The sequence below is a fragment of the Lentilactobacillus senioris DSM 24302 = JCM 17472 genome (assembly GCF_001436555.1).
Taxonomy (GTDB): domain Bacteria; phylum Bacillota; class Bacilli; order Lactobacillales; family Lactobacillaceae; genus Lentilactobacillus; species Lentilactobacillus senioris.
Genome location: NZ_AYZR01000009.1, coordinates 234,081 through 256,344 on the forward strand (window position 1 = coordinate 234,081; position 22,264 = coordinate 256,344).

Here is a 22,264-nt window from a genome sequence, read left to right on the forward strand (position 1 = left end):
AAAAGAAAAACCCGATCAGATGATCGGGTTTTTAAATACTAACCGAAAAATATTTTTCCCAGTTCGATTGCGCAAATACTTGCCAAGATAGGAGCCACCACCGGAACAGCGGCATAACCCCAATGGGAGTCCTTTTTATTAGGAATTGGCAATAATGCATGAATAATTCGAGGACCTAAATCCCGGGCAGGATTTAATGCCGGACCAGTAGCTCCACCTAGGGAAGCCACCAAAGTCATAACTAAAAATCCTAAGGCAATGAAAACTGCAGCATTGTTAGTTTCAAAATAAGGTGCATGCGTTAAAATTGACGCCCCTAAAAAGAGCAAGAAGGAACCAACGAATTCATTAATAAATCCGTTCAATCGGCTGTGAGCCGCGTCAGTGGTACTAAACGTTCCTAAAATCGCTTCTGCATCCTTAGTTTCATCATAGTATGGTTTGTAAGTTGCATACACTACTAACTGCCCCACCATGGCCCCTAGTAATTGCACCACAATAAATGGTAGTACTTGGTTCCAAGAAAACATGCCAGCAACTGCCAACCCAATTGTAAACGCAGGATTAATTTGAGCGCCTGAGACGGTCCCAAACATCAAGGCGGGAATCATAACCCCACAACCATATCCTACAGCAATTAACAGCCAATCACTGCCGTTTCCTTTAGTACCCTTTAATTCTACGTTGGCTACTGAGCCATTTCCTAGAATAACCAAAATTGCCGTACCAATAAATTCTGCCAGTAACTTAACTGGGAATGAATAATCCATCATACTCCTCCAATAATAGGTTCCTTAAAATAAGTGCTATAAAAATTATACAGTAAACCTGCATCTAAAATCCACTAAAATTTCACAAAGAAAAAAGGAACTTATCCCAGTCATAGACTGATTTAAGTTCCTCTTTGTTAAATAAAATTACTATTTTGAACTTCGAGCCGTTCTAGTTTGATCACCAGAATTAGTCTTTGATGACTTACTCCATGGCATATGGAATGGTTCGTAAGTTAATTTGATCAATGCTGGGAAGACAATTGGAATAGCGATCACTAGGATCACCAATCCCAAGATAACCCCAACAGCTACTTGAATCAAAGTCATTACTCCGGATGGCATCAAGGCAGCAAAAGTACCACCTAAGATAACTACCGCAGAGATAACTACTGAGCCAATAATTCCAGCAGCTTGAACGATTCGTTGGCTTGGGAAAAGTGTATGGTCTGGATTATTGCGGTATTGCATAATCAAGAAGATACTGTAATCCACCCCTAATGCGATTAACATAATAAAGGTAAAGAATGGTGTATTCCAAGTCAAAGTGTCTTGATTCAAGACTTTACCACTAATCAATTCAGTCAACCCAAGGGAAGTAAAGTAAGTTAACAATAACATTACCATTACGTAAACTGGTTGAAGAAGTGAGTGTGAAATCAACATTAAGGCAAGTGTGATTCCGACAATCATAATGATAGCAGTTCGTAAGAAATCGCTAGTGGCGATGTTCTTAGTATCATTCAAGTTAGAAGTTTGACCACCTACCGCTACAGTAGCATCCTTCATATCCGTTCCCTTCAAGTTATCCTTAACTACTTGTTGCAAGTTAGCAGCCCGGTTCATTGAAGTTTCGGTACTTGGGTCTGTCTTCAAGACAACGATCATCTTAACAGCCTTCTTATCAGAAGACATATAAGTATCTGTAGAAGTCTTAAAGGTTTGACTCTTCAAAACGTTATTAGGAATATAGAAGGTATCAGAAGCTGCGGATTTTTGTAATCCTTTAAGGTACTGGTTAGTTTGACCTAAACCATCGTTAACGGTATCAATGCCGTTACCAGCAGCCATTAACTTAGTTTGCATTTGTTCTAACTCAGTTTGCAATAACTTAGCGTTAGTTCCGATATTCTTGGTATCAGATGCTACTCCTTCAAGAGAAGATTGCATACCAGAAGCAGTTTGTTGTTGCTGAGCCGCTACTTGTGTTACGGCTGAAGTTAAGGCAGATTGTTGAATGCCATTAAGTCCTTGACCAGCTGCAGTAAGTTGTTGGTTCAATTGTCCAACCATTTGGGCTGGAGTAGCACTTGTTCCAGCAGCTTGATAACTCTGTTGGATGGCCATCAACTGACTAGCAATGCTTTGAGTTGAAGTCCCAATATCACTTAGTGGAGTGGTATTGAAGTCAGAACTCTTCATGCCTTTAGAAACTTTCTTCAATCCTTTTTGCATGGTATTAACGTTACCAGTCAACGTGTTTAATTGATCGCTGAGGTAAAGTTGTTTCAATGGTACTCCACCTGGTTGGGTAACAGTATTAACGGAATCGATCCCCTTTTCTTGTTGCACTTGTTTAGTAATACGATCGATTTCTTTAAGGTCTTTTTCATTATCCAACTTGTGATCAGATTTAATATAAATCGTAGTTGGCTCAGCCGTTCCCTTGCTAAAGTGATCTTGAACTACTTCAAAGCCCTTTTTAGCAGAGATCCCGCTATTTAATTCAACCACGTTATCATAATCTAATTGATTATTATAGTTAAGCACAAATGGCACCGTAGCTACCAAAGCAATCAACAAGGCAATGATTGGGTGAGCTACTGAATGCTTAGCCAAGAATGTCCAAGTCCGACTCTTACTTTCACCCTTCAAGCTCTTAGAAGGCCAGAAAATTCGTTGACCTAACGTGGACATAAAGAATGGGTTAAGAGTTAATAGCACTAGTAGCAAGACAGCAACCCCAACGGCCACCCCGACGGCTGACCGGTAAATAGAGAACTTAGCCAAGCCTAACGCTGAAAAACCAATTAACAATGAAGTTCCACTATATAAAATGGTCCGACCAGCGGTTTTACGAGCTGCAATGGTTGCTTCAACCTTGTCTTTACCTTGTGACAACTGGTTTTTAAATTCGTTGAATAACAAGATGTTGTAGTCGGTCCCAATCCCGAAGAGAACCACCACCATAAAGATTTGGGTGAAATTAGAAATTGGGAAATTGAATTGGTCAACCAAATTCATCACGATACTTTGAGATACCAAGTAGGAAACCCCAACTGATAGTAAAGAAATGAACGGTACAATCAATGAACGGAAGACAATAATTAAAACAATTAAGATGAAGACTACCGTAATTAACTCCGTCTTCTTCAATCCTTGTTCCGTCACAATTCGGAAGTCATCATTTAAGATATCACTACCAGTAACGTAGGTTTTAACTCCGTCCGTCTTGGCTGCTTTCGTAATATCTTTATTCATTTTGTCAACGGAATCACGTTTACCTACATCTAGTTGAACCAATTCCGTGGTTTTATCTTTAGAAATTAATTGCTTTTTAGTAATAGAATTTTGGTTTGGACTAGTTACCTTTTTAATATCAAAGTCCTTTTTGTCGCTATTGAAATCATCAATGGTTCTATCAATAGCAGCTTGTTGACTGCTAGTAATCTTTTTATCGCCATTATTGAAAACCACTACGACTTGTCTAGTGTTTCCAATTTTATGCCCCCAGTGGGACTGAATGGTATCAGCCACCTGACTTTGGGCAGACGATGGAATTTTAGTTTCCCCTTTATCTGCAATCAGTTGGGAAACATTGGGTAGCATTACCATACTGGCTATCAACACTGCAAGCCAGATGAAGAAGCTAACCGTATATCTACGAATAAATTTATTCATCTTCTCGACCTCTCTAATCTATTGTGATCCACTCTTTTGGTGCCGTCTCACAGTAATACATAATAATCTGGGCAACTTCGTCTGGTGACTCAGGTTGGTCTTTAGACAACCAATGAAGAACAATCCCCATTAATGCGTTTAACACAATTTCTTCAATATAATCCGGTGGGATATTATTATCATACGAAATTGTTCCCTGATAGGAATTAATATCCCGATGAATTTCTTGGCTAAACAAGTCTTTAACTCGGGTTAAAAACGCCGGATCGCCACGGGTACTTAGTAAAGCGATAATTAACTCTCGGTCTACCAAGAATTGGTTTAACGTTGAAATTACCGCTTTATAAGGTACCTCCCAAGCACCATCTCGTTGTTGTTCAATTGCTCTAGGAATTACTTCTTCTAAAATCTTTTGGAGTTTTTGCAATAGATTATCTTCAACGTGGTTGAGTAAATCCACTTTGTCCAGATAATGAATGTAAAAAGTTCCGCGACTGATTTTAGCTTCACGAGTAATATCCGTCACGCTAATGTTGTTAAATCCCTTTTGGTTAATCAACACCGTTAACGCTTCTTCGATCTTATGTTCTGTTTGAGCAGCCCGTTTATCATTTGCCATCTCAACACCTCTTAATAATTTCACATTGAAAATTATAATGGTTTAAAATTATAAGTCAACACGTTGTTCATAATTTTTCTGAAGGGACACTTTTTTTGTGAATAGCAAGAATAAAAACCGTACTAACGGTTAAAATGGCACCTAATGTTTCCGCCCAATTGAAGGTCGTATTAAGAAATAAGACGGCTCCAAGTGTAGCTGCCAATGGTTCAAACACATCTAATAAGCCAGCTACCGTTGGAGAAACATATTGCAGACTCTGAGTAAAACATACGTAAGCCAAGATGGTCCCAAAAATAATAATGAAACCAACGCCCAATACTACTCCCAAAGTCATCGGTGGGGTGTTTACCCAAACCGGGTTGATAATTGAAAAGATAATTCCCCCAAATAGCATCCCCCAACCAGTAACAACCAACGTCCCATATCTGCCAATTAGGCTAACTGGAATCATAGTTTGCATTGCCCCAGCAAACGCTAATAATAGACCTAATCCCAATGCTGAAGGAGACATCGCTAAATGCCCCAAGTCACCCTTAGTCACTAATAACCAGGTCCCTAAAAGAGCGACCACCACTGCGATCACTTCCTGATGACTAGGTAACTGACGGTACAAAATGATGGTAATAATCACGATCATTATCGTCCCTAAACTCTGCATAATGGTAGCAGTTGCTGCATTACTAGCCTGCACCATTAATAGATAACAATATTGAACAGCGGCCAGGCCAAACACCGTATATGCTAATAACGTTAACCTTACTGAACGTGTTTCAAAAATTTTAGTTAACGACCGATGCTGGAAGAACTTTGCATAAAGTAAGATTACGATTCCCGCAATCAGCATTTTAATTCCCATTAACCATTCTGTTGATAAATTGACTTGGGCAAATAAGTATTGTGATACGGGGCCTTGAATTCCCCAAAAGATCCCGCCACTACTAGCCAAGACAATGCCTTTTTGCTTATTAGTTAACACTACTAGCCTCCTAATTAATAAAACCCATCGAGCCCAAACAGGCACAATGAGTTTTTACTTTATATTATGTAAATTACACAGTTACATAAAATTTTATCATGTTTTCAAAAATAAGTTAATCTGCTTAGCGTTTAAATTGACGCTTAACTCGATAATTTCTATAATGGGAATATCAAAATACGAAACTAGTATTTACCCTTGGAGGGATTTAGTTTGACTCAAACTGCAGAACAAATTTACACTACTTGGTTGGAACAAACCAATTTACCAAGTAACTTAGTTGCTGATCTAGAAGCAATGAAGAATCAGCCAGAAGTTATCGCTGATGCTTTTTCCGCCCCACTATCTTTTGGAACGGCCGGTATGCGTGGAGTAATCGGTGCCGGGATTAACCGCATGAACATTTACACCGTTCGTCAGGCCGCTGAAGGTTTGGCCCGGTTTATGGATACTTTGGACGCTGATACTAAGGGCCGGGGAGTTGCCATTAGCTTTGATTCTCGGTATTTCTCTAAAGAATTTGCCCATGAATCAGCTAAGGTCTTAGGTCATCACCAGATCAAAACCTATGTATTTGACCAAATGCGGCCCACTCCGGAATTATCATTTGCCGTTCGCCATTTACATACATACGCTGGCATTATGATTACCGCTAGTCATAACCCTAAACAATACAACGGCTTTAAAATTTACGGAGAAGACGGTGGCCAAATGCCACCAAGGGAATCTGATCAAATCACCGAATACATTCGCCAAGCCAGCGATTTATTTACCATCGAAGTAGCTAACGAACCACAATTACGTAATGATAAGATTATGAATCTGATTGGTGAAGACGTCGACCAAGCTTACCTCAAGGAACTCAAAACGGTTAACATCAATCATGATTTAATCGCTAAAACCGGTGCTAACATGAAGTTTGTATACACCCCCCTTCACGGAACCGGGCAAGTCATTGCACGCCGGGCCTTAGAAGAAGCTGGCTTCAATGATTACGAAGTGGTGGCTACTCAAACCATCGCAGACCCAGAATTTCCTACTACTCCGTTTCCCAATCCAGAATTTGCTCAGGCCTTTGACCTAGCTATTGAACTGGGAACTAAAATCGACGCCGACATTTTAATCGCTACCGATCCAGATGCTGATCGTTTAGGAGCAGCGGTTCGTCAACCAGATGGCACCTATAAACTTCTCACTGGTAACCAAATCGCCAGTGTGTTATTAAACTATATTCTAACTGCCAAGCAGGCTGCCGGAACCTTGCCTGCCAACGGTACAATTGTTAAATCAATTGTCTCCACCGAATTAGCAGCTGATATTGCCGCTTCCTACGGCGTAGCTACTCAAAACGTCCTCACCGGCTTTAAGTACATTGCAGAAGCCATTCATGAGTATGAAACTAACCATGATCATACTTTCCTCTTTGGTTTTGAAGAAAGTTTTGGTTACCTAATTCAACCATTTGTCCGCGATAAAGATGCGGTACAAACCCTCTTGTTGTTGGCTGAAGTGGCCGCTTACTATAAAGCTAAAGGTCAAACCCTTTATGATGGCGTTAACGAAATGTATGAAAAATTTGGTTACTTTGAAGAAAAGACCATTTCTAAAGAAATGGATGGCCTAGCCGGTAAAGAACAAATTGCTAATATGCTAAAAGAACTACGGGCTAATCCACTAACTGAGTTGAATGGCCACCAAGTAATCAGCACCACCGATTACCAAACTGGGGTGCACGTAGACGCAGCCGGTAAAGAAACCAAGATCGCCTTGCCCACTTCTAACGTTTTGAAGTATTGGCTAGATGATGGAACTTGGTTAGCAGTTCGCCCTTCTGGGACCGAACCCAAAATCAAATTCTACATTGGAACTAAAGACAGTAGTCAAGCAGCAGTAGACGCCCGGTTACAATCATATAGTGATGCGGTAGAAGAATTGATTGCCAAATTAACTAAATAATAGCTTGTTTTTAAACTAAAAAGGGTAACTAATGACAAAATCATTAGTTACCCTTTTTTCATGATTTATATCTGCTGGGATGCCACCAGTTTCGATCAATCAAATACATTAATAAAATTAGCGCAATTAACACCCCAGAACCCAGATCGAAGTTACCAAACCAAATACCAAGATAATGTTGGGCAATATTAGCTGCTGGAAAAGTAACAGCCATAATTATTACCCGTTTTAAAGACAAGTTGTGACCCTGCCAGCTGCCCAATATAAAGCAAATCAAAAGAAATACATCAGTCAAAATAATGGATTGCATTTAGTGATCTCCTAGTCTAAAACAGTCTTTACTTAATAACCTAACCATTTATCCCCATTATCACCAGTACGACTAAAATTAGCTTAAAATGATTCATAATTGTTTCCCCCTTAGATGTATTTATGTATAATACAAGGTTATTATACTATACTAGTTTTATTACCGGCCTAATTTCAGTAAAACACTTAGAATCTAACCGGAGAAAGCGAGCCCCAATGAAAACTGCTGTAATTACTGATAGCGCGAGTTATCTAACCAAAGAACAAGCACAGAAATATAACATTACTGTCTTGCCCATCACCGTTATTTTTGGGATGGACCAGTACGCAGAAGGGGTAGATATTTCGGCTACCGAGTTTTTAACTAAACTAGCCACCACTGAAAAACTCCCCACTACTGCCCAAGTAACCATGGGTCAAATGCAGGAAGCCTTTGATGAACTAAGCGCTGCTGGTTACGAAGAAGTCATCTGTGTTAATCTATCGTCTGGAATTACCACCTTTTACGAAAATTTAGTGGCGTATTCTCGTGATGTTACCAACATCAAGGTTTATCCGTTTGATTCTAAAATTGCCAGCGCAGGCGAAGCAGATTTAGCTTTACTAGCCGGAAAAATGGCTACAGAAGGTAAAAATGCCAATGAAATTATCCCCCGTTTAGAACAATTACGAGACTCCATCAAAGTAGATTTAGTAGTCGATAATATTGGACACCTGCTACGAACTGGCCGAATCTCTAATACCTCAGCGTTTATTGGTAACATGCTGCGAATTAAACCGATTCTCACTTTTGATCACGACGGCAAGATCGTTCCCCTAGCCAAGGAACACACAATGCGCCAAGCATTCAATAAAGTGCTAGCTACTATGGACGACTCGATTCTTGAGTTTACTACTCCCGTCAGAATTTCAATCGTGGATGCTAATAATCCAAAAACTAAAGCTAGTTGGACCGCTACCATCCAGGAACATTTTCCTAATGCCATTGTGGAAACCAACCAAATCGGCCCTTCCATCAGTGTACATACAGGTGAAAAAGCTATGGGAGTCCTGTGGGCAACTGATTGGCAGTATTTAAGTGAACTATAGCAAATAAAAAACAGCTAATAATGACCGCAATGGTCAAATTATTAGCTGCTTTTTTAATCCGGATTGAATTTATAATTTATTATTCGCCGTACAATCCTTCTAACTGCTTCTTCACTTCTGGATGGGCAATAAACTCATCGTAAGTAGTTTCACGTCGGTCAATAATTCCGTTCGCGGAAACTTCGATGATGTGATCAGCAATTGTTTGAATAAATTCGTGATCATGAGACGTAAAGATCAAAGAACCTGGGAAACCAACTAACGCTTCGTTTAACGCAGTAATGGATTCCAAATCCAAATGGTTAGTGGGATCATCTAGGAGTAATACGTTGTTTTTTTGCAACATTAACTTAGATAACATCACCCGGACTTTTTCCCCACCAGATAAGACGTCCACGTGCTTGTTAACATCGTCCCCGGAGAAGAGCATCCGGCCTAAGAAACCACGTAAGAAGGCATCATCATCGTTACCTTTTTCAGCAAATTGACGTAGCCAATCTAAAATGCGGACATCGTTGCCATCGAATTCTGATGTAAAGTCCCGAGGTAAATAACCTTGAGAAGTGGTTTGGCCCCAAGTAACGGTTCCCGTATCAGGTTCCATAGTGCCGGCAATAATTTGCATCAAGACGGTAGTAGCCAAATCAGAACGGCTAACCAAGGCGGTCTTGTCGCCAGGGCGCAAAGTAAAGGTAACGTTATCTAAAATCTTTACTCCGTCGATAGTTTTACTAATGTTATCCACCCGTAGCAAGTCGTTTCCGACCGGCCGGTTTTGTTCAAACTTAATGAATGGGTATTTTCTAGATGAAGGCTTAATGTCATCCAACGAAATTTTGTCTAATTGTTTCTTTCGCGAAGTAGCCTGCTTAGATTTAGAAGCATTGGCACTAAACCTAGCGATAAATTCTTGTAATTCCTTAATTTGGTCAGCTTTTTTTGCGTTGGCATCGGCCTTTAGTTTAGCTGCCAACTGGCTTGATTGAAGCCAGAAATCGTAATTACCAACGTACATTTGAATCTTCCCAAAGTCCACGTCACACATCATGGTACAAACCGCATTTAAGAAGTGGCGGTCATGAGAAACAATGATGGTGATCTTAGGATAGTCAGCCAAGAAGTCTTCTAACCATTGAATGGTGTAGACGTCTAACCCGTTGGTTGGTTCGTCCAAAAGTAAGATATCAGGTTCACCAAACAAAGCCCGCGCTAGCAAGACCTTCACCTTTTGGCCTTCGTTTAATTCGCTCATCATTTCGTTGTGCAAATCTTCGGCAATCCCGACCGATTGTAATAATGAAGAAGCATCTGCTTCGGCATTCCAACCGTCCATTTCCGCAAATTCAGCTTCTAAATCTGCAGCTTTCAAACCATCAGCTTCACTAAAGTCTTCCTTAGCATACAAGGCGTCCTTTTCGGTCATGATATCAAACAGTTTTTGGTTTCCTTGGATCACGGTTTGCATCACAGTTTGATCTTCGAAACCATAATGATCTTGACTCAAACTAGACATCCGTTCATTCTTATCTACTGAAATGGTTCCGGTAGTGGGTTGAAGTTGACCCTGTAGTAATTTTAAGAACGTGGATTTACCGGCCCCATTTGCTCCAATAATTCCGTAACAATTGCCCGGAGTGAATTTTAAATTAACGTCTTCATAAAGTTTCTTGCCCGAAAACTGCAAGCTCATGTCAGTTACTGTAATCATGTTTCGTTTTTCTTCCTTTCGGCTGGTTAAACATATTTGCAACCATTAACTACTATTTCAGTATTAATAACAAAGTGCAATTTCGACTTTAATTCATCGGAATTGCACTTTTTCTCGAGTCGAAATTAACTATTCAAACTCGTCATTTGCATTCTTATCAAGATACCATAATTATCGCTTTCTCTCAACCAGGGTTAAACTTCCCCCAAGTTGTTGAAGTACTCTACTTGAATATCATCATCAGTGATAATTAACTTAGTCACACTCCCATTGGCAGTGGCTTGACCAATATCTAGCTTAGGAGCATAGCGGTCCACAATCGAACGAATCGTCATTCCGTGAGACACAATCAAAATTGTATCGCCATCATTAGTATTACGCCGAATCTTGTCAAAACCATAATCTAGTCGTTCCCAAAACATTGCGTTATTTTCCGCTTGGTTGTATAAATCTGCTCGTTGAATTAAATCTCTGGCCCGTTCGAGACCAAAATTATTCAAAACGCCGGCTTCAGTAGTTGTTTCTACTTGCGCCCCAACGAACTGCCACATTTGGCTCAAGTCACTACCTTCAAAATAACCATGGAATTGTTCCCGCAATTCGGGATATTGATAACGCACCAGGTCATTATTATGGGGATTAGCCTTTAAAATTAATCGCGCCGTATCAATGGCCCTCCCGGAGTCACTAGAAAACGCCGCATTAAAATTAATTTGAGCTAGCCTTTGTCCTGCATTTTTAGCATCTTGTTGGCCTTTATCGGTTAGTGGTGAATCAATCCATCCTTGAACCTTATTATAAAGATTCAAATAGGTTTGACCATGGCGAACTAAATATGCTGTAACTGTCTTCATGTCATCATCCCACTTTCTTGACGTTCTTAAGTTTAGTATAACGTATCCACCGCCTTCCGCCCACCATTAGAACTCCAATCCTTAGTATGGTAAAATAGATAGGCAATCTTTATACTAATGATTATAATTTGATGGAGGTAATTTTAAGATGCAAAAATACGTTGCTGAATTTATCGGTACGTTTATGTTAGTTTTTGCTGGTACCGGTGCGGTAGTCTTAGCCAAAGGCGATCCGTTAACTATTGGACTAGCTTTTGGTTTAGCAATTACCATTATGGCTTACGCATTTGGTAATGTTTCCGGCGGTAACTTTAATCCCGCAGTTTCATTGGCTATGTTAATCAACAACCGGTTAAGCTTAACGGAATTTGTTGGTTACGTAATTTCCCAATTTCTAGGGGCAATTGCTGCTTCTGCTATTATTAAAACCCTAGTGGGCGATTTAGGTTTAGCTACTAATCAACTTGGACAAACTGATTTTCCTAAAATCAGTGCCGGCACTGCATTCTGGGTGGAAGTTTTAATCACTTTCATCTTCATCCTAGTTATTTTAATGGTCACTAGTGATCGTCTAGGCAATGCTAACTTGGCTCCACTAGCAATTGGTTTAGCTCTAGCATTCTTGATTATCGTTGCTTTGAACTTAACCGGTGGTTCCTTGAACCCTGCTAGAAGTTTTGGCCCTGCCTTAATGGCTGGCGGTTCAGCACTTAGCCACTACTGGGTTTACTTATTAGCCCCATTAGTTGGTGGTGCGTTAGCAGCTTTTGTTGGCCGTTGGTTCGGTAGTGAAGCTTAATTAAATAAAATCAACAAAAAAAGAGCTCCTGAACTGGATTAAATCCGGTAGCAGGGGTTCTTTTTATTTGACTAAATGTATTATGCTTTCAACCACAAAGGTAACTAATACTAAAAAAGGTAGCTACCAGCAACTAAATTAATGATTAGCGTAAATATATTAGCCTGAAAAGCAAATAAGCTGGCTAAGCTTATCGGCCAAAAAAGCCAATAAAGTAACTGAAACCACTTTGAATATGATTTCAACATCTTGGGCATTTATGGAAAACTCCTTAATTTTAATCTACATATAGCAGAATTTAATAATAAAAATACTCATCAAATCACCTAATTATTTTTACATAAATGCTGGCTTGTCTCCATCAGTATTAGGTTTATTCACTCCGATAGAAGCTCGTTCATATTTTTGTGGATTTTGGACAATAGCCGTTACCACAGCGGCAATTGACTTGCGAGAAACTTCAGTCCCCTTAAAGGCTTCGGTGCGACCCGTTACTTCATAATCTACCTCATCCTTATCAGTTAGCCATGCAGGCCGAATAATCGTGTAGTCGAGGTCAGAATCTTCAAATACTTTAGCAGCTTCAGCATAGTGAGTTAAATAATCACCTAGGGTTTCATTATTCCACTTACCAAAGTTACCGGGAACTTCGTCATAGATTCCTAGTGTGGAAATCCAAACAATTCGTTTAACCCCAACGGTCCGCATAGTTTGCTCAATTAATTTAGCCATCTCAATAACGTCACCCGCTAAATTAGCGTAAACAATGTCGACACCTTGCATTGCGTCAGTAAGGGTGGCTTGATCCAAGACGTCACCAACGATAATGTTAGCTCGTTTTTGCTGTTCAGAAGTTAAATTCAGCTTGTTAGGATTGCGGAGCATCAGAGTTAAGTTAACCCCTTCGTCAAGTAACATTGGTTCAGCCTGTTGAGCAATTCGTCCGGTTGCACCTAAAACTAAAACATTTGTCATCTTAATCCCTCCTTGAATAATTTTATGGTAGCATCACAACTTACTAATTACAAGTTAATATAGCAAATTACTTATTTTTTTATAGTTAATGGGCTGTTATTGGTTGATCACTATTAAACAATCTCCATAAAAAAAGCATTCCATTACGGAATGCTTTTCATTAACCATTTAAATTATTTCTTCATGTCCATTGCGTGACCACCGAAGCCGTTACGTAAAGCAGAAACAACTTTACCAGTAAAGCTATCGTCAGTCATTGAAGCGTAACGTTCGTACAATGAAGCAGTGATTACTGGAGTAGCAACGTTTTCTTTAAGGGCTTCTTGAACAGTCCACTTACCTTCACCAGATGAGTGCATAACACCAGCAATGGCTGAAAGTTTGTCGTCCTTAGAAAAAGCTTCTTCAGCTAATTCCATCAACCAACCACGAACAACTGAACCGTGGTTCCAAACTTTAGCAACTGCTTCGTTATTGTAATCAAATTGGCTGTTTTCCAAAACGTCAAATCCTTCACCAATGGCACCCATCATACCGTATTCGATACCGTTGTGAACCATCTTCAAGAAGTGACCTGAACCAACTTTACCAGTGTAAAGGTAACCGTCTTTTTCTGCAATTCCTTCATACAATGGTTTCAAGTGTTCGAATTTTTCAGCACTTGGGCCACCGATCATGAAGTTACCGGCGTTCAAAGCACCGTTCATCCCACCAGAAGTACCACAATCGAAGAAGTTGATTCCTTCTTCAGCGGCTAACTTACCATGACGGATTGAGTCTTCATAAAATGAATTACCACCATCAATAAGGTAATCGCCTTCTGAAAGCAAACTAACCATGTCGCTAACGGTTGAATCAGTTGGGGCCCCAGCAGGAACCATGATCCAAACAGTGCGAGGACCATTTAATTTGCTAACCAAGTCAGCGTTACTAGTTGCACCAGTTGCACCAGCAGCAACAGCTAATTCAACACTTTCAGGGTTAAGGTCAAATGCTACTACTTCGTTACCGTTTCTAATCATGTTCTTAACAAGGTTAAGGCCCATTTTACCGAGACCGATCATACCAATTTGCATTTCGTATACCTCTTTCATCTACTTTTTTCTAAGTTCCTATCACGGTTTTAATTATATGATTTGGACTAATTTTTCGCAAGAGAAAAACGAAAATTTTTTTCAAAATAGTCAAATTATGGAATTCATCAAATTTAAGAATCCCATTTTAAAGCGTTTTCTTTATTTTTATTAAAATAAAAAAGGGGCTTCATTCGCCACCTTTTGTAAATAATTTTCATTTTTTAAAAAGTTGCCAGCCTGCTGTTCCCAGCATCATTAAAATACTAATGATAGACACTATGATACCAGCTTTTAATCCTTCAACTTGATAATCAAATTGTAACTGGTGTTTACCAGGAGTCAGCTTCACTCCCAAGAGACCATCTGCCACCTTTACAGTAGCAGCCCGTTTACCATCTGATCGTACCTGCCAGCCATCATTATATGGTAGACTCACCAATAAAATTGGTTTGGCTGCTGAAACATTTACCTCACCTTTAAAGTGACTGCCCTGACTAGTTAGTTGATCTGCATGTTCCACCTTTAAAGCATGCTGATTTAAATCTTGATACACTTTGTCAAATCTGGATTGGTCAAAGCTAGCTACTGATTGGGACAAATCATAAATTGGTTGTTTAGAATCAATTTCAATATCCGTTGTCTGTCCCTTAGTAACCTGGTTAATCTTAATAATTTGAGTTCCTAATCCCTGCAAAGTTGGATCTATGGCTTTGCCGTTAATCTTAACTTCAGTATCAGCTAATCGAACCTGAGGAACGTAGAGGTACTGCTGCCCAGTTAACTGGGATTTTACCGTTAACCGATATTGGAAACGATCATTATGCTTTGTCTGCTTTGTTTTAACTATTCGATCCAACACAAACGGATTTTCCGATCTACCAACTTCCGCATTCACCAAAGAATTCAAATTATAAAATGGTTGATTAGCATTGAAATGAATATCTTCAATCTGCTTGTTAGTCATAAACCCTAGCCCACTAGTTTGTTGGTTAACCACGGCTTTACTACGGTTACCATCAATAACCACGTCATACTTCAACCCTAATAATTGTTGAGCGACTGGAGTCGCCCCCATTGAGCCAATTCGTCTAACGTTACGACTATCAAACCCTAGGCTATTCAGCACGTGCCGAGTATTAGAATTGAGGGTTGAACTATAGGAATTAATTCCCCGATAACCAAAGATTAAGGAATCATTATACCCATTGTAATCCACCGGAAATGATTTTCGTAAATCCAGATTATAAACGGTACTGCGGTAAAATTGCTTGTCATTTAGCTTACTAAACTGATCTTCCGACCGTTGGAATGCCTGTGAATACTGCTTAGTTTGCACCAAAGGCATGGTCCAATTAGCCTCTAAGAAGTTAAATCCCATTTCCACACTAACCAATAATAAGATCAAATACTGTGATAGTTGATAATGATTTTTACCAGTGCCAATCACCATTACGGTAGCTAGCAAAAAGGCTGCCGCAAAAATAATATTCCAGTTACTTACAAAGTATTGGTAAGTTAGTAATTGATTTAAATCTTGCTGATTAGCTGTAAAGTTAGCCACTGCATAGCCAATTAATATGAGTACCATAATTAACACTGCTGTTTTGATCAGAACTTGCTTTTCAGCAAACATCCCTTGCAAATAACCCTCATAAGTTAACATGATTACTGCAAAACTGAACAGATAAACCATTCTAAACGGAAAACCGGCTGGTTGTTGAAACATATGCCAAATCGTATTGAACGTTTCAATACCCATGCCTAGTAATATAGCCAATAATAGCCAGCCAGCAGCACGTTTGTTAGGTTTGGTAATTCGAGAAGACCGGAAATAAACAATCGCTCCGATTAAAAAGAATGATCCAGAAAAAATACTAGGACCGTGCAATAACCGGCCGTCAAAGTTAGAAGCTCCCACCCCTAAATTTACCAACGAACTTGGTCCAAACGCTGGAAATGGAATGAAGCTCCACCAAGAAAAGACCCCTTTGCCAGTTGAGAGCATTGCTAATACCGTAGGCAATAACATAAATCCGCTTAGCAGCCCCGCTAACAAAGAAAACCAAATAAATCGAAAAATAACCGGACGAACTGATCTAAGGTAGTTAGTCCAATTAATATTTTGCGGACGTTGTTTTATTAGTAAATAAACTAAATAAATAACCGCAAAAACACAGATTATGTAACCCATATAATAATTAATAATGATAGTAAAGGCTAAAGCGAAGGTGTATAACCAACTTTTTTGGTACTTGACCAACCGTTCTAAGCCCCAAATTATGATGGGTAACCCGATCAAGGCATCTAGCCACATCAAATCATAAAAATACATAGCTACGAAACTACAAAAACCATAAGCAATTCCACCAGCTACTCCAACCAAACTAGTTGACTGGTACTTGCGTTGTAAAAACCAACTCATGGAAATACTGCTCAAAATAATTTTGCAACTAATTATGATGTTAATCGCCAGCGGTAATTGTGCCTTGGAGAAAAATACAATAATCAAGTTCAACGGACTCATCAAGTAATAAGTGTAAATTGGCAACATACCATCACCAATTGAAACCAAAAATGAATAACTACTTATTGAATGATGTAGTAGCTGACTTCTTAGATCAGCAAAGAATGGCAAGTATTGGGTTGCCAAATCACTGATCAGTAAACTTTTGCCGCCAAATGGGGCGATTTGCAAAATACTCAATATTATTGCTAATAAACCAATTGGGACTAACGTTGCCCATAAATAGTAATTAAATTTGGTCCGTTTTTTAGTTTTGGACGTACTTGTGTTAACCATTTTTTACTCCACTCTATTTGAAATTTATCACCGCTAACATTGTATCGTACCAACCCTCTAAAGTCAGTTAATATAGTAGCTTTTAGCGTGATATTGGTTCTTTCTTAATACATTATGCTAAAATAAAAACTAACCTATTCAAGTGGAGGCCGTTGTCCATGAATCCGGAATCCTTTTATTTAACGTTTAAAAATATTTCAACAACGTTAGATAGTACCATTAAAGCTGCCGTGGCTGTGGGAGGTTGGCATAGTTATTCCGTCTTCTTCCTTATTATTTTTTTAGGGTGTGCCTTTATCTTTTTAGCCTGGCTGCCTAGTGATATGTTAATTTTTTTGTGTGGCACTATTGCTAGTACAGGACGCTTAAATATTTGGCTCGTCATTCTAGTCGGTAGCCTAGCAGCTTTTTGTGGTAACCAACTAAAATATTTTTTGGCCCGGCATAATAAACGAGCCGCTAAAAAACTAAAAAATTCCAAAACCGAAAGTTACTTTAATCGGGATCAAAACGAGGCAGTAATCAGCGGTAATTTAATTCCGGCGGTTGGCAATCTAATTCCAATGCTAGCTGGTTATAACAAGATGAACTACCATGATTTCACCAAGGATAACGCTAAGGGGGCCCTTCTATGGTTGTCGTTATTTGCCTTATTAGGTTTTGCTTCTACAGCGATTCCAATTGTCGCCCACAATATGGTTATTTCTTCTTTGGTAATTAGTTTGGCAGTTGGATTACTTTACCGGTTTGCCGTCAAGATCATCACCTCCGCCAAAAATAATGACTAAACAATTTAATTTTTCACAAGTTCCCGGTTGCTAAATGCCTATTTCAAAGGCTAGCAGCCTTTTTTGTTACCTAACTGTCACATATCTTAATATACTTGCAAAGTTTATGAGAAGTTGTAGTAGCATTGAATCCCTATAATGGCATTTGTACATTCAAGGAGGATTTACTTTCATGAAAAAAACGACTCAAAAAATTATGAGCGCAGCACTTGGCTTATTAGCCGCCTTCACTGTTAGCACAACAGCGCTAGCAAGCAAAACTAAAATCGCAGATGTTTCTCAATATCAAGGTACGATCAATTGGAAGAAAGCTTCTAAAGAAATGCAGCTAGCTATTATCCGGGTTCAACACGGTAATACCGGAGATGCCGACTTTAGAATCGATACTCAAAAAGATATTAATGCTAAAGCAGCTTACAAATACGGCGTTCCATTTGGCCAATATGATTACACTGAATTTAGTAGTGTAGCTGATGCCAAAAAGGAAGCTAAAGACTTCTACAAACGGACTAACAGTCATGCTAAGTTCTTCGTATTAGACAACGAACACCGTAAAGGTAAGGGTAGCGAACAATCATACGTTAACGCCTGGTATTCAACCATGCGTAAGTTAACCAAAAAACCATTGATTTACTACACTTACGAAAGCTTCGTTAACCAATACAAGATTAACTTCTCTAAGTTTGATGGCTCCTGGATTGCCAACTACTCCAACAAGCCTTCAACTGTAAAAGCCGACTTATGGCAATACACTTCTAAAGGTCGTATTGGTGGAATCACCGCTAACACGGTTGATTTAAGTAAAGCAATCAACCCTTCAGTAGTTAAGTCTTGGTACACAACTACCAAAGCTAGCTACTACAAGAGCGTTCCTGCTAGCAAGACTATTAAAACTTTACACAGGATCAATGAATACAAAACCGCTAATCTAACTGGTAAAGTTGCCTCAGTTAAAGCTGGCAAGACCCTAAAGGTTACTAAAATTGCTAGATCAAGTCACGGTGCCTACCGTTTCCAATTAAGCAATGGTAAGTACGTCAGTGCCAATAAAGAATTAGTTAAAGTCCAATAAAAAAACGAAAACAACATTTTAAGGAGAGTTTATTATCAAAACCGACAGTCTTTCATTCTTATTCAAACCACTTATGATTTTTGCATTTGTCCTTAGCTTCTTCGGTGCAATGAATTTCAGCCAGGCTGATAATGCTAGTGCAGCAACCAAACAATACTCAGCTGTTTATAAAACCGCTAAAAAGCAACTTGGCAAGCCATATGTTTATGGTGCCGTAGGTCCTAGTTACTTTGATTGTTCAGGGTTCACTAAATACGTTTACAAGAAATCAATCAAGAAGACCTTACCTCGTACCGCACAAGCTCAATACAATGGAACTAAAAAGGTTTCTAAAAACAAAGTTCAAAAAGGCGATTTAGTCTACTTTGGTTACAGCAAGCATAGTATTAGCCACGTTGGGATGTACATCGGTAACGGTAGAATGATCGACGCCCAAAACCGCGGTGTGATTACTGAACGAGTTTACTCACCATGGTGGCACGTAGTTGGTTTTTCACGCCCAGTAACTAACTTAAAATAATATAATACTCAACCCGAATTATTCTTGAGCATTAAAAACAGCAAAAAACAATTAATAGTCCGATCTATAAAAGGTCACTATTAATTGTTTTTTTTGTTAAGTAAAGAAAAAATAAGTTGAGCATAGCAAATTTCTATAGTGTTGCATCTTCTGAAATTAAAAAACTAGCAATGACAATAATCATTGCTAGTTTTTGGCATTAAATATAAATAAAAAAGGCGTGCCTAAAGGCACGCCTTTTTGCGGCATTCAACTAAGAATGGACTAGTGAAGCTCCACAACCTCAACTAATCAGACACCTACAATACGGTAGATATGTGTCCCGCTCGAAAAATCACTTAAATCGCTTGCGCGAACAACCGAAGTTGCGTGATAGCTCGACTCATCGCATAAAAATATTATAACACGTTTATAAGCATCTTCAAACTACTAATCTTCAGTATTTCCTTCTACTGCATCAATTTTAGCCTGAACCCAATCATTCATTTCAGTTTCGTAATTAGTTAAATGCTCATGAAACTCATCAGCGTTAGCAACTACATCAATTCGTAGTCCCGATTGATTAACCTTTTCGCCTACCGCGACCAAATAAACGTTAACGCCAGCCTCTTCTTCATCACTCATAAACTTCTCAATTCGAGCTGGTTCGTCTAGTGGTAAGTTTACAACGTTAGTTTCTACTCTGATTGCTAAAGCTTCCCCCACTAACAATTGAGCACCACCTAGCTGATTCTTGCCAATTTGGTCGCTGACAAAATCATAGAGTGGTTGCATAGTCTTGGCAACATCCTTTTTAAGTTTTGCCATTGTTGTTTCAAAAACTTTGACGGTGATTTTTTCATTATTAATTTGATCAATTAAATCTGCAATATTTTGTTTCATTTTTGTTTACCTCGTTGGTGAGCTGTCACCTGTTCAATCCGGTGATTAATGTAAAGGCGGCGGAGTTTGAAGACCTGCATAAACCAATTAACGCTAAGTACGATACCAAAAGCCGCCACCGAACCGATCAAAACCCTCACGGTTAATAATCCAGTGGCTCCGGTAATCATCGTAATAAAAACTCCAATTAAGCCAATTCCATAAATCGCCACCACGGCCGCCATCAAATAATAGCCTAAACGCAACCGCAAAGCAGCTAAAATAATGGTTACTGCATACAAACCAATCGCTGTAATAACGGTTTGCAAAAATTCACCTTGAGGAACTGCCTTCACCAATTTTACCGCTGGAATTAATGTCAACGCCATTACTCCCAAATACACAATTAAGGTCACAATGGCCAAACTAATTACTCGTTTGCTTTGCTCTTGCATCTTATCCTCCAAAATAAAAAGATAAATTCTAGGTTAGAATTTATCTTAAGGTTATTAATTATCTTAACGTATTTTCTTAGTTTAGAAAAGCATAGAGAGAAAGTCATCTTCTGAAATACCAGCAAAGTATTGATTCAAGTCAACATCTGCTAAAGCTTCCGCTACACTTTGGCGATCAAATCGGACCCCTTTGAGTTTGTCGGCTAGTTCAGTAGCGTCTTTAGGGCCAAAGTAATCACCGAAAAAGACCACGTTTTGAATTTTACCATCGTCAATTTGTAAACGAGCATCAATCGTTCCGTTGGTAAAGTGCTGACGTTTTTTCACTGAAAATTCTGGTGAATTACCGTAAACCCAGTCCCAATTATTATAAAGGTCATCAAAAATCTTATCAATAGCGGCGTTATCTTCATCAGTTAATTGATATTCCCTGTCAGCAATTTCTTGAAGATCGTCCACGTGGAATAATTCCTTCAATAGAATGTCTCGGAATTCTGGGGTGGTGATGTTTTGATATTCACTATTAAGATATGGTTTGAGGTTAGTTACCCGTGACCGGACGGACTTAATTCCTTTGGACTTAATTTTGTCTTCAGGAACGGTTAGAGCTTTGCCTACTACAGACAAATCAACGTCCAACATCAAAGTGCCATGGGAGAAAGTCTTGCCGTGTTTGGTGTACATGGCATTACCAGAGAACTTCTTGCCATCGATTAAAATATCGTTACGGCCACTAACTTCTGCAGACGTTGCGCCCATATCATGTAAAGCGTCCACAATTGGTTGGACAAATGACTTAAAGTCACCAAATTCCTTACTATCACTATCCACCACAAAACTAAAGCACAAGTTGCCTAAGTCTTGATAGACAGCTCCCCCACCTGATAAGCGGCGGGTAACTACAATGTTATTTTCATCCACATACTGCTTGTTAACTTCTTCAAGCGTATTTTGGTTGCGCCCTACAATAATACAAGGTCCTTCGATGTAGAACAGAAGCAATGGCTCGTCAAAGTTCTTCTCATTCATTAAGTAAGTTTCCGTAGCTAGGTTTCGACGGATATCATTAGATTTCATTGAAACGTAATACATTGACAGGACTCCCTTTATTTTTGATGAGTTTATCATAGCACTTTTTGTAAGCGATAACAATCTTTCGTAAAAGACATTTTTAAGCGCTCAGGGATTACATCCGCGGCTAGGAATGGTAAAATTAAAGAGAAAACAAAGTATAGGTTGAGGTGATAATCATGAATCAACAATACAAAAATGTCTTAGTTCCAGTCGACGGCTCCAAAGCAACTGCTAATTTGCTAAAGCGAGCTATCGAAGTTGCCAAAGAAAACCACGCCCATTTGGATATCTTGAATGTTTTAGAAGTCAATCAATTTAACCAAACATACGGCGGAGCTGTCAGTGGTGACGTAGTTTTTAAATTAACGGAAAACACCGAAGAACAGTTACACGAAATGGAACAAACCGCTCGTGATGCAGGACTTGATGATGTTGACATTCATATTCGTTTTGGTAATCCTAAGCCAATCATTGCCAACGAATTCCCTGCAGACCACAATACCGACGTCATCGTGATTGCCTCTACTGGACTTAGTGCCGTTGAACGAATTATCATGGGATCTGTTACTAGCTTTGTGTCCAGAAATGCTAAATGTGACGTTTTAATCGTTAAATTACCTAAAGATGCCAAAAAGTAATTATAATTACCAGGGATTCGG

At 39.1% G+C, this 22,264-nt stretch carries 20 protein-coding genes; 7 read left to right on the plus strand and 13 right to left on the minus strand.

Translation table 11 applies throughout. The annotated features are described in order from the left end of the window. Positions 1–38 precede the first annotated feature (38 nt). From FC56_RS07705 to FC56_RS07720, 4 genes are all read right to left on the minus strand, one after another. Positions 39–770 carry an MIP/aquaporin family protein gene (locus FC56_RS07705; RefSeq protein ID WP_056978797.1) on the minus strand — a complete coding sequence of 244 codons (732 nt, stop codon included), beginning with the start codon at positions 768–770 and terminating at the stop codon, positions 39–41. Between the two features lie 150 nt (positions 771–920). Beyond that, positions 921–3,671: an MMPL family transporter gene (locus FC56_RS07710; protein WP_082620611.1), complete on the minus strand. Its 2,751-nt coding sequence runs from the start codon at positions 3,669–3,671 to the stop codon at positions 921–923. A 13-nt stretch (positions 3,672–3,684) separates the two neighbouring features. Continuing rightward, complete coding sequence (locus tag FC56_RS07715; protein ID WP_056978799.1) at positions 3,685–4,290, minus strand: TetR/AcrR family transcriptional regulator; 606 nt, start codon at positions 4,288–4,290, stop codon at positions 3,685–3,687. Positions 4,291–4,357: 67 nt separating this feature from the next. Continuing rightward, a complete protein-coding gene (locus FC56_RS07720; protein WP_056978801.1) occupies positions 4,358–5,269 on the minus strand; it encodes a DMT family transporter in 912 nt (303 codons plus the stop codon). Between the two features lie 213 nt (positions 5,270–5,482). Here FC56_RS07720 and FC56_RS07725 point away from each other — a divergent pair, with 213 nt between their 5' ends. Then, the gene (locus FC56_RS07725) at positions 5,483–7,225 is read left to right on the plus strand and encodes a phospho-sugar mutase (RefSeq protein WP_056978802.1); all 1,743 of its coding nucleotides are present in this window, start codon (positions 5,483–5,485) and stop codon (positions 7,223–7,225) included. 58 nt (positions 7,226–7,283) lie between these two features. Here FC56_RS07725 and FC56_RS07730 read toward each other — a convergent pair whose 3' ends face one another. Next, entirely contained in the window at positions 7,284–7,535 is a 252-nt protein-coding gene (locus FC56_RS07730; RefSeq protein WP_054671308.1) for a hypothetical protein, read from the minus strand. A 215-nt stretch (positions 7,536–7,750) separates the two neighbouring features. On the opposite strand from FC56_RS07730, the gene FC56_RS07735 reads away from it, so the two are divergent. Beyond that, the gene (locus FC56_RS07735; protein WP_056978889.1) at positions 7,751–8,623 is read left to right on the plus strand and encodes a DegV family protein; all 873 of its coding nucleotides are present in this window, start codon (positions 7,751–7,753) and stop codon (positions 8,621–8,623) included. Positions 8,624–8,702: 79 nt separating this feature from the next. On the opposite strand, the gene FC56_RS07740 is transcribed toward FC56_RS07735, so the two are convergent. Together FC56_RS07740 and FC56_RS07745 are read right to left on the minus strand one after the other, a co-directional pair. Next, a complete protein-coding gene (locus FC56_RS07740) occupies positions 8,703–10,331 on the minus strand; it encodes an ABC-F family ATP-binding cassette domain-containing protein (protein ID WP_056978804.1) in 1,629 nt (542 codons plus the stop codon). Positions 10,332–10,525: 194 nt separating this feature from the next. Further along, positions 10,526–11,185 carry a histidine phosphatase family protein gene (locus FC56_RS07745; protein ID WP_056978806.1) on the minus strand — a complete coding sequence of 220 codons (660 nt, stop codon included), beginning with the start codon at positions 11,183–11,185 and terminating at the stop codon, positions 10,526–10,528. A 148-nt stretch (positions 11,186–11,333) separates the two neighbouring features. On the opposite strand from FC56_RS07745, the gene FC56_RS07750 reads away from it, so the two are divergent. After that, on the plus strand, positions 11,334–11,984 hold the full coding sequence (locus FC56_RS07750; protein ID WP_056978808.1) for an MIP/aquaporin family protein: 651 nt from the start codon (positions 11,334–11,336) through the stop codon (positions 11,982–11,984). Positions 11,985–12,320: 336 nt separating this feature from the next. On the opposite strand, the gene FC56_RS07755 is transcribed toward FC56_RS07750, so the two are convergent. From FC56_RS07755 to FC56_RS07765, 3 genes are all read right to left on the minus strand, one after another. Continuing rightward, complete coding sequence (locus FC56_RS07755) at positions 12,321–12,959, minus strand: NAD(P)H-binding protein (protein WP_056978809.1); 639 nt, start codon at positions 12,957–12,959, stop codon at positions 12,321–12,323. 173 nt (positions 12,960–13,132) lie between these two features. Beyond that, complete coding sequence (gnd, locus tag FC56_RS07760) at positions 13,133–14,035, minus strand: phosphogluconate dehydrogenase (NAD(+)-dependent, decarboxylating) (RefSeq protein ID WP_056978811.1); 903 nt, start codon at positions 14,033–14,035, stop codon at positions 13,133–13,135. Positions 14,036–14,249: 214 nt separating this feature from the next. After that, positions 14,250–16,835 carry a YfhO family protein gene (locus FC56_RS07765; RefSeq protein WP_056978813.1) on the minus strand — a complete coding sequence of 862 codons (2,586 nt, stop codon included), beginning with the start codon at positions 16,833–16,835 and terminating at the stop codon, positions 14,250–14,252. Between the two features lie 158 nt (positions 16,836–16,993). Here FC56_RS07765 and FC56_RS07770 point away from each other — a divergent pair, with 158 nt between their 5' ends. The 3 genes from FC56_RS07770 (at position 16,994) to FC56_RS07780 (ending at position 19,215) form a co-directional block, all read left to right on the plus strand. Continuing rightward, positions 16,994–17,623, plus strand: coding sequence for a DedA family protein (locus tag FC56_RS07770; RefSeq protein ID WP_056978814.1), 630 nt, complete (start codon positions 16,994–16,996; stop codon positions 17,621–17,623). A gap of 172 nt (positions 17,624–17,795) precedes the next feature. Continuing rightward, on the plus strand, positions 17,796–18,695 hold the full coding sequence (locus FC56_RS07775) for a GH25 family lysozyme (protein ID WP_054671282.1): 900 nt from the start codon (positions 17,796–17,798) through the stop codon (positions 18,693–18,695). 109 nt (positions 18,696–18,804) lie between these two features. Next, positions 18,805–19,215 (plus strand): C40 family peptidase, encoded by a 411-nt coding sequence (locus tag FC56_RS07780; protein ID WP_225425427.1) that lies wholly within the window; start codon positions 18,805–18,807, stop codon positions 19,213–19,215. Between the two features lie 429 nt (positions 19,216–19,644). On the opposite strand, the gene FC56_RS07785 is transcribed toward FC56_RS07780, so the two are convergent. The 3 genes from FC56_RS07785 to FC56_RS07795 form a co-directional block, all read right to left on the minus strand. Then, positions 19,645–20,097, minus strand: coding sequence for a hypothetical protein (locus FC56_RS07785; protein WP_056978816.1), 453 nt, complete (start codon positions 20,095–20,097; stop codon positions 19,645–19,647). Continuing rightward, positions 20,094–20,531 carry a hypothetical protein gene (locus tag FC56_RS07790; RefSeq protein ID WP_054671273.1) on the minus strand — a complete coding sequence of 146 codons (438 nt, stop codon included), beginning with the start codon at positions 20,529–20,531 and terminating at the stop codon, positions 20,094–20,096. The genes FC56_RS07785 and FC56_RS07790 overlap by 4 nt, the downstream gene beginning before the upstream one ends. Before the next feature lie 81 nt (positions 20,532–20,612). Continuing rightward, positions 20,613–21,623 carry a lipoate--protein ligase gene (locus FC56_RS07795; RefSeq protein WP_056978818.1) on the minus strand — a complete coding sequence of 337 codons (1,011 nt, stop codon included), beginning with the start codon at positions 21,621–21,623 and terminating at the stop codon, positions 20,613–20,615. A 158-nt stretch (positions 21,624–21,781) separates the two neighbouring features. On the opposite strand from FC56_RS07795, the gene FC56_RS07800 reads away from it, so the two are divergent. After that, positions 21,782–22,243 carry a universal stress protein gene (locus FC56_RS07800; protein WP_054671266.1) on the plus strand — a complete coding sequence of 154 codons (462 nt, stop codon included), beginning with the start codon at positions 21,782–21,784 and terminating at the stop codon, positions 22,241–22,243. Positions 22,244–22,264 lie beyond the last annotated feature (21 nt).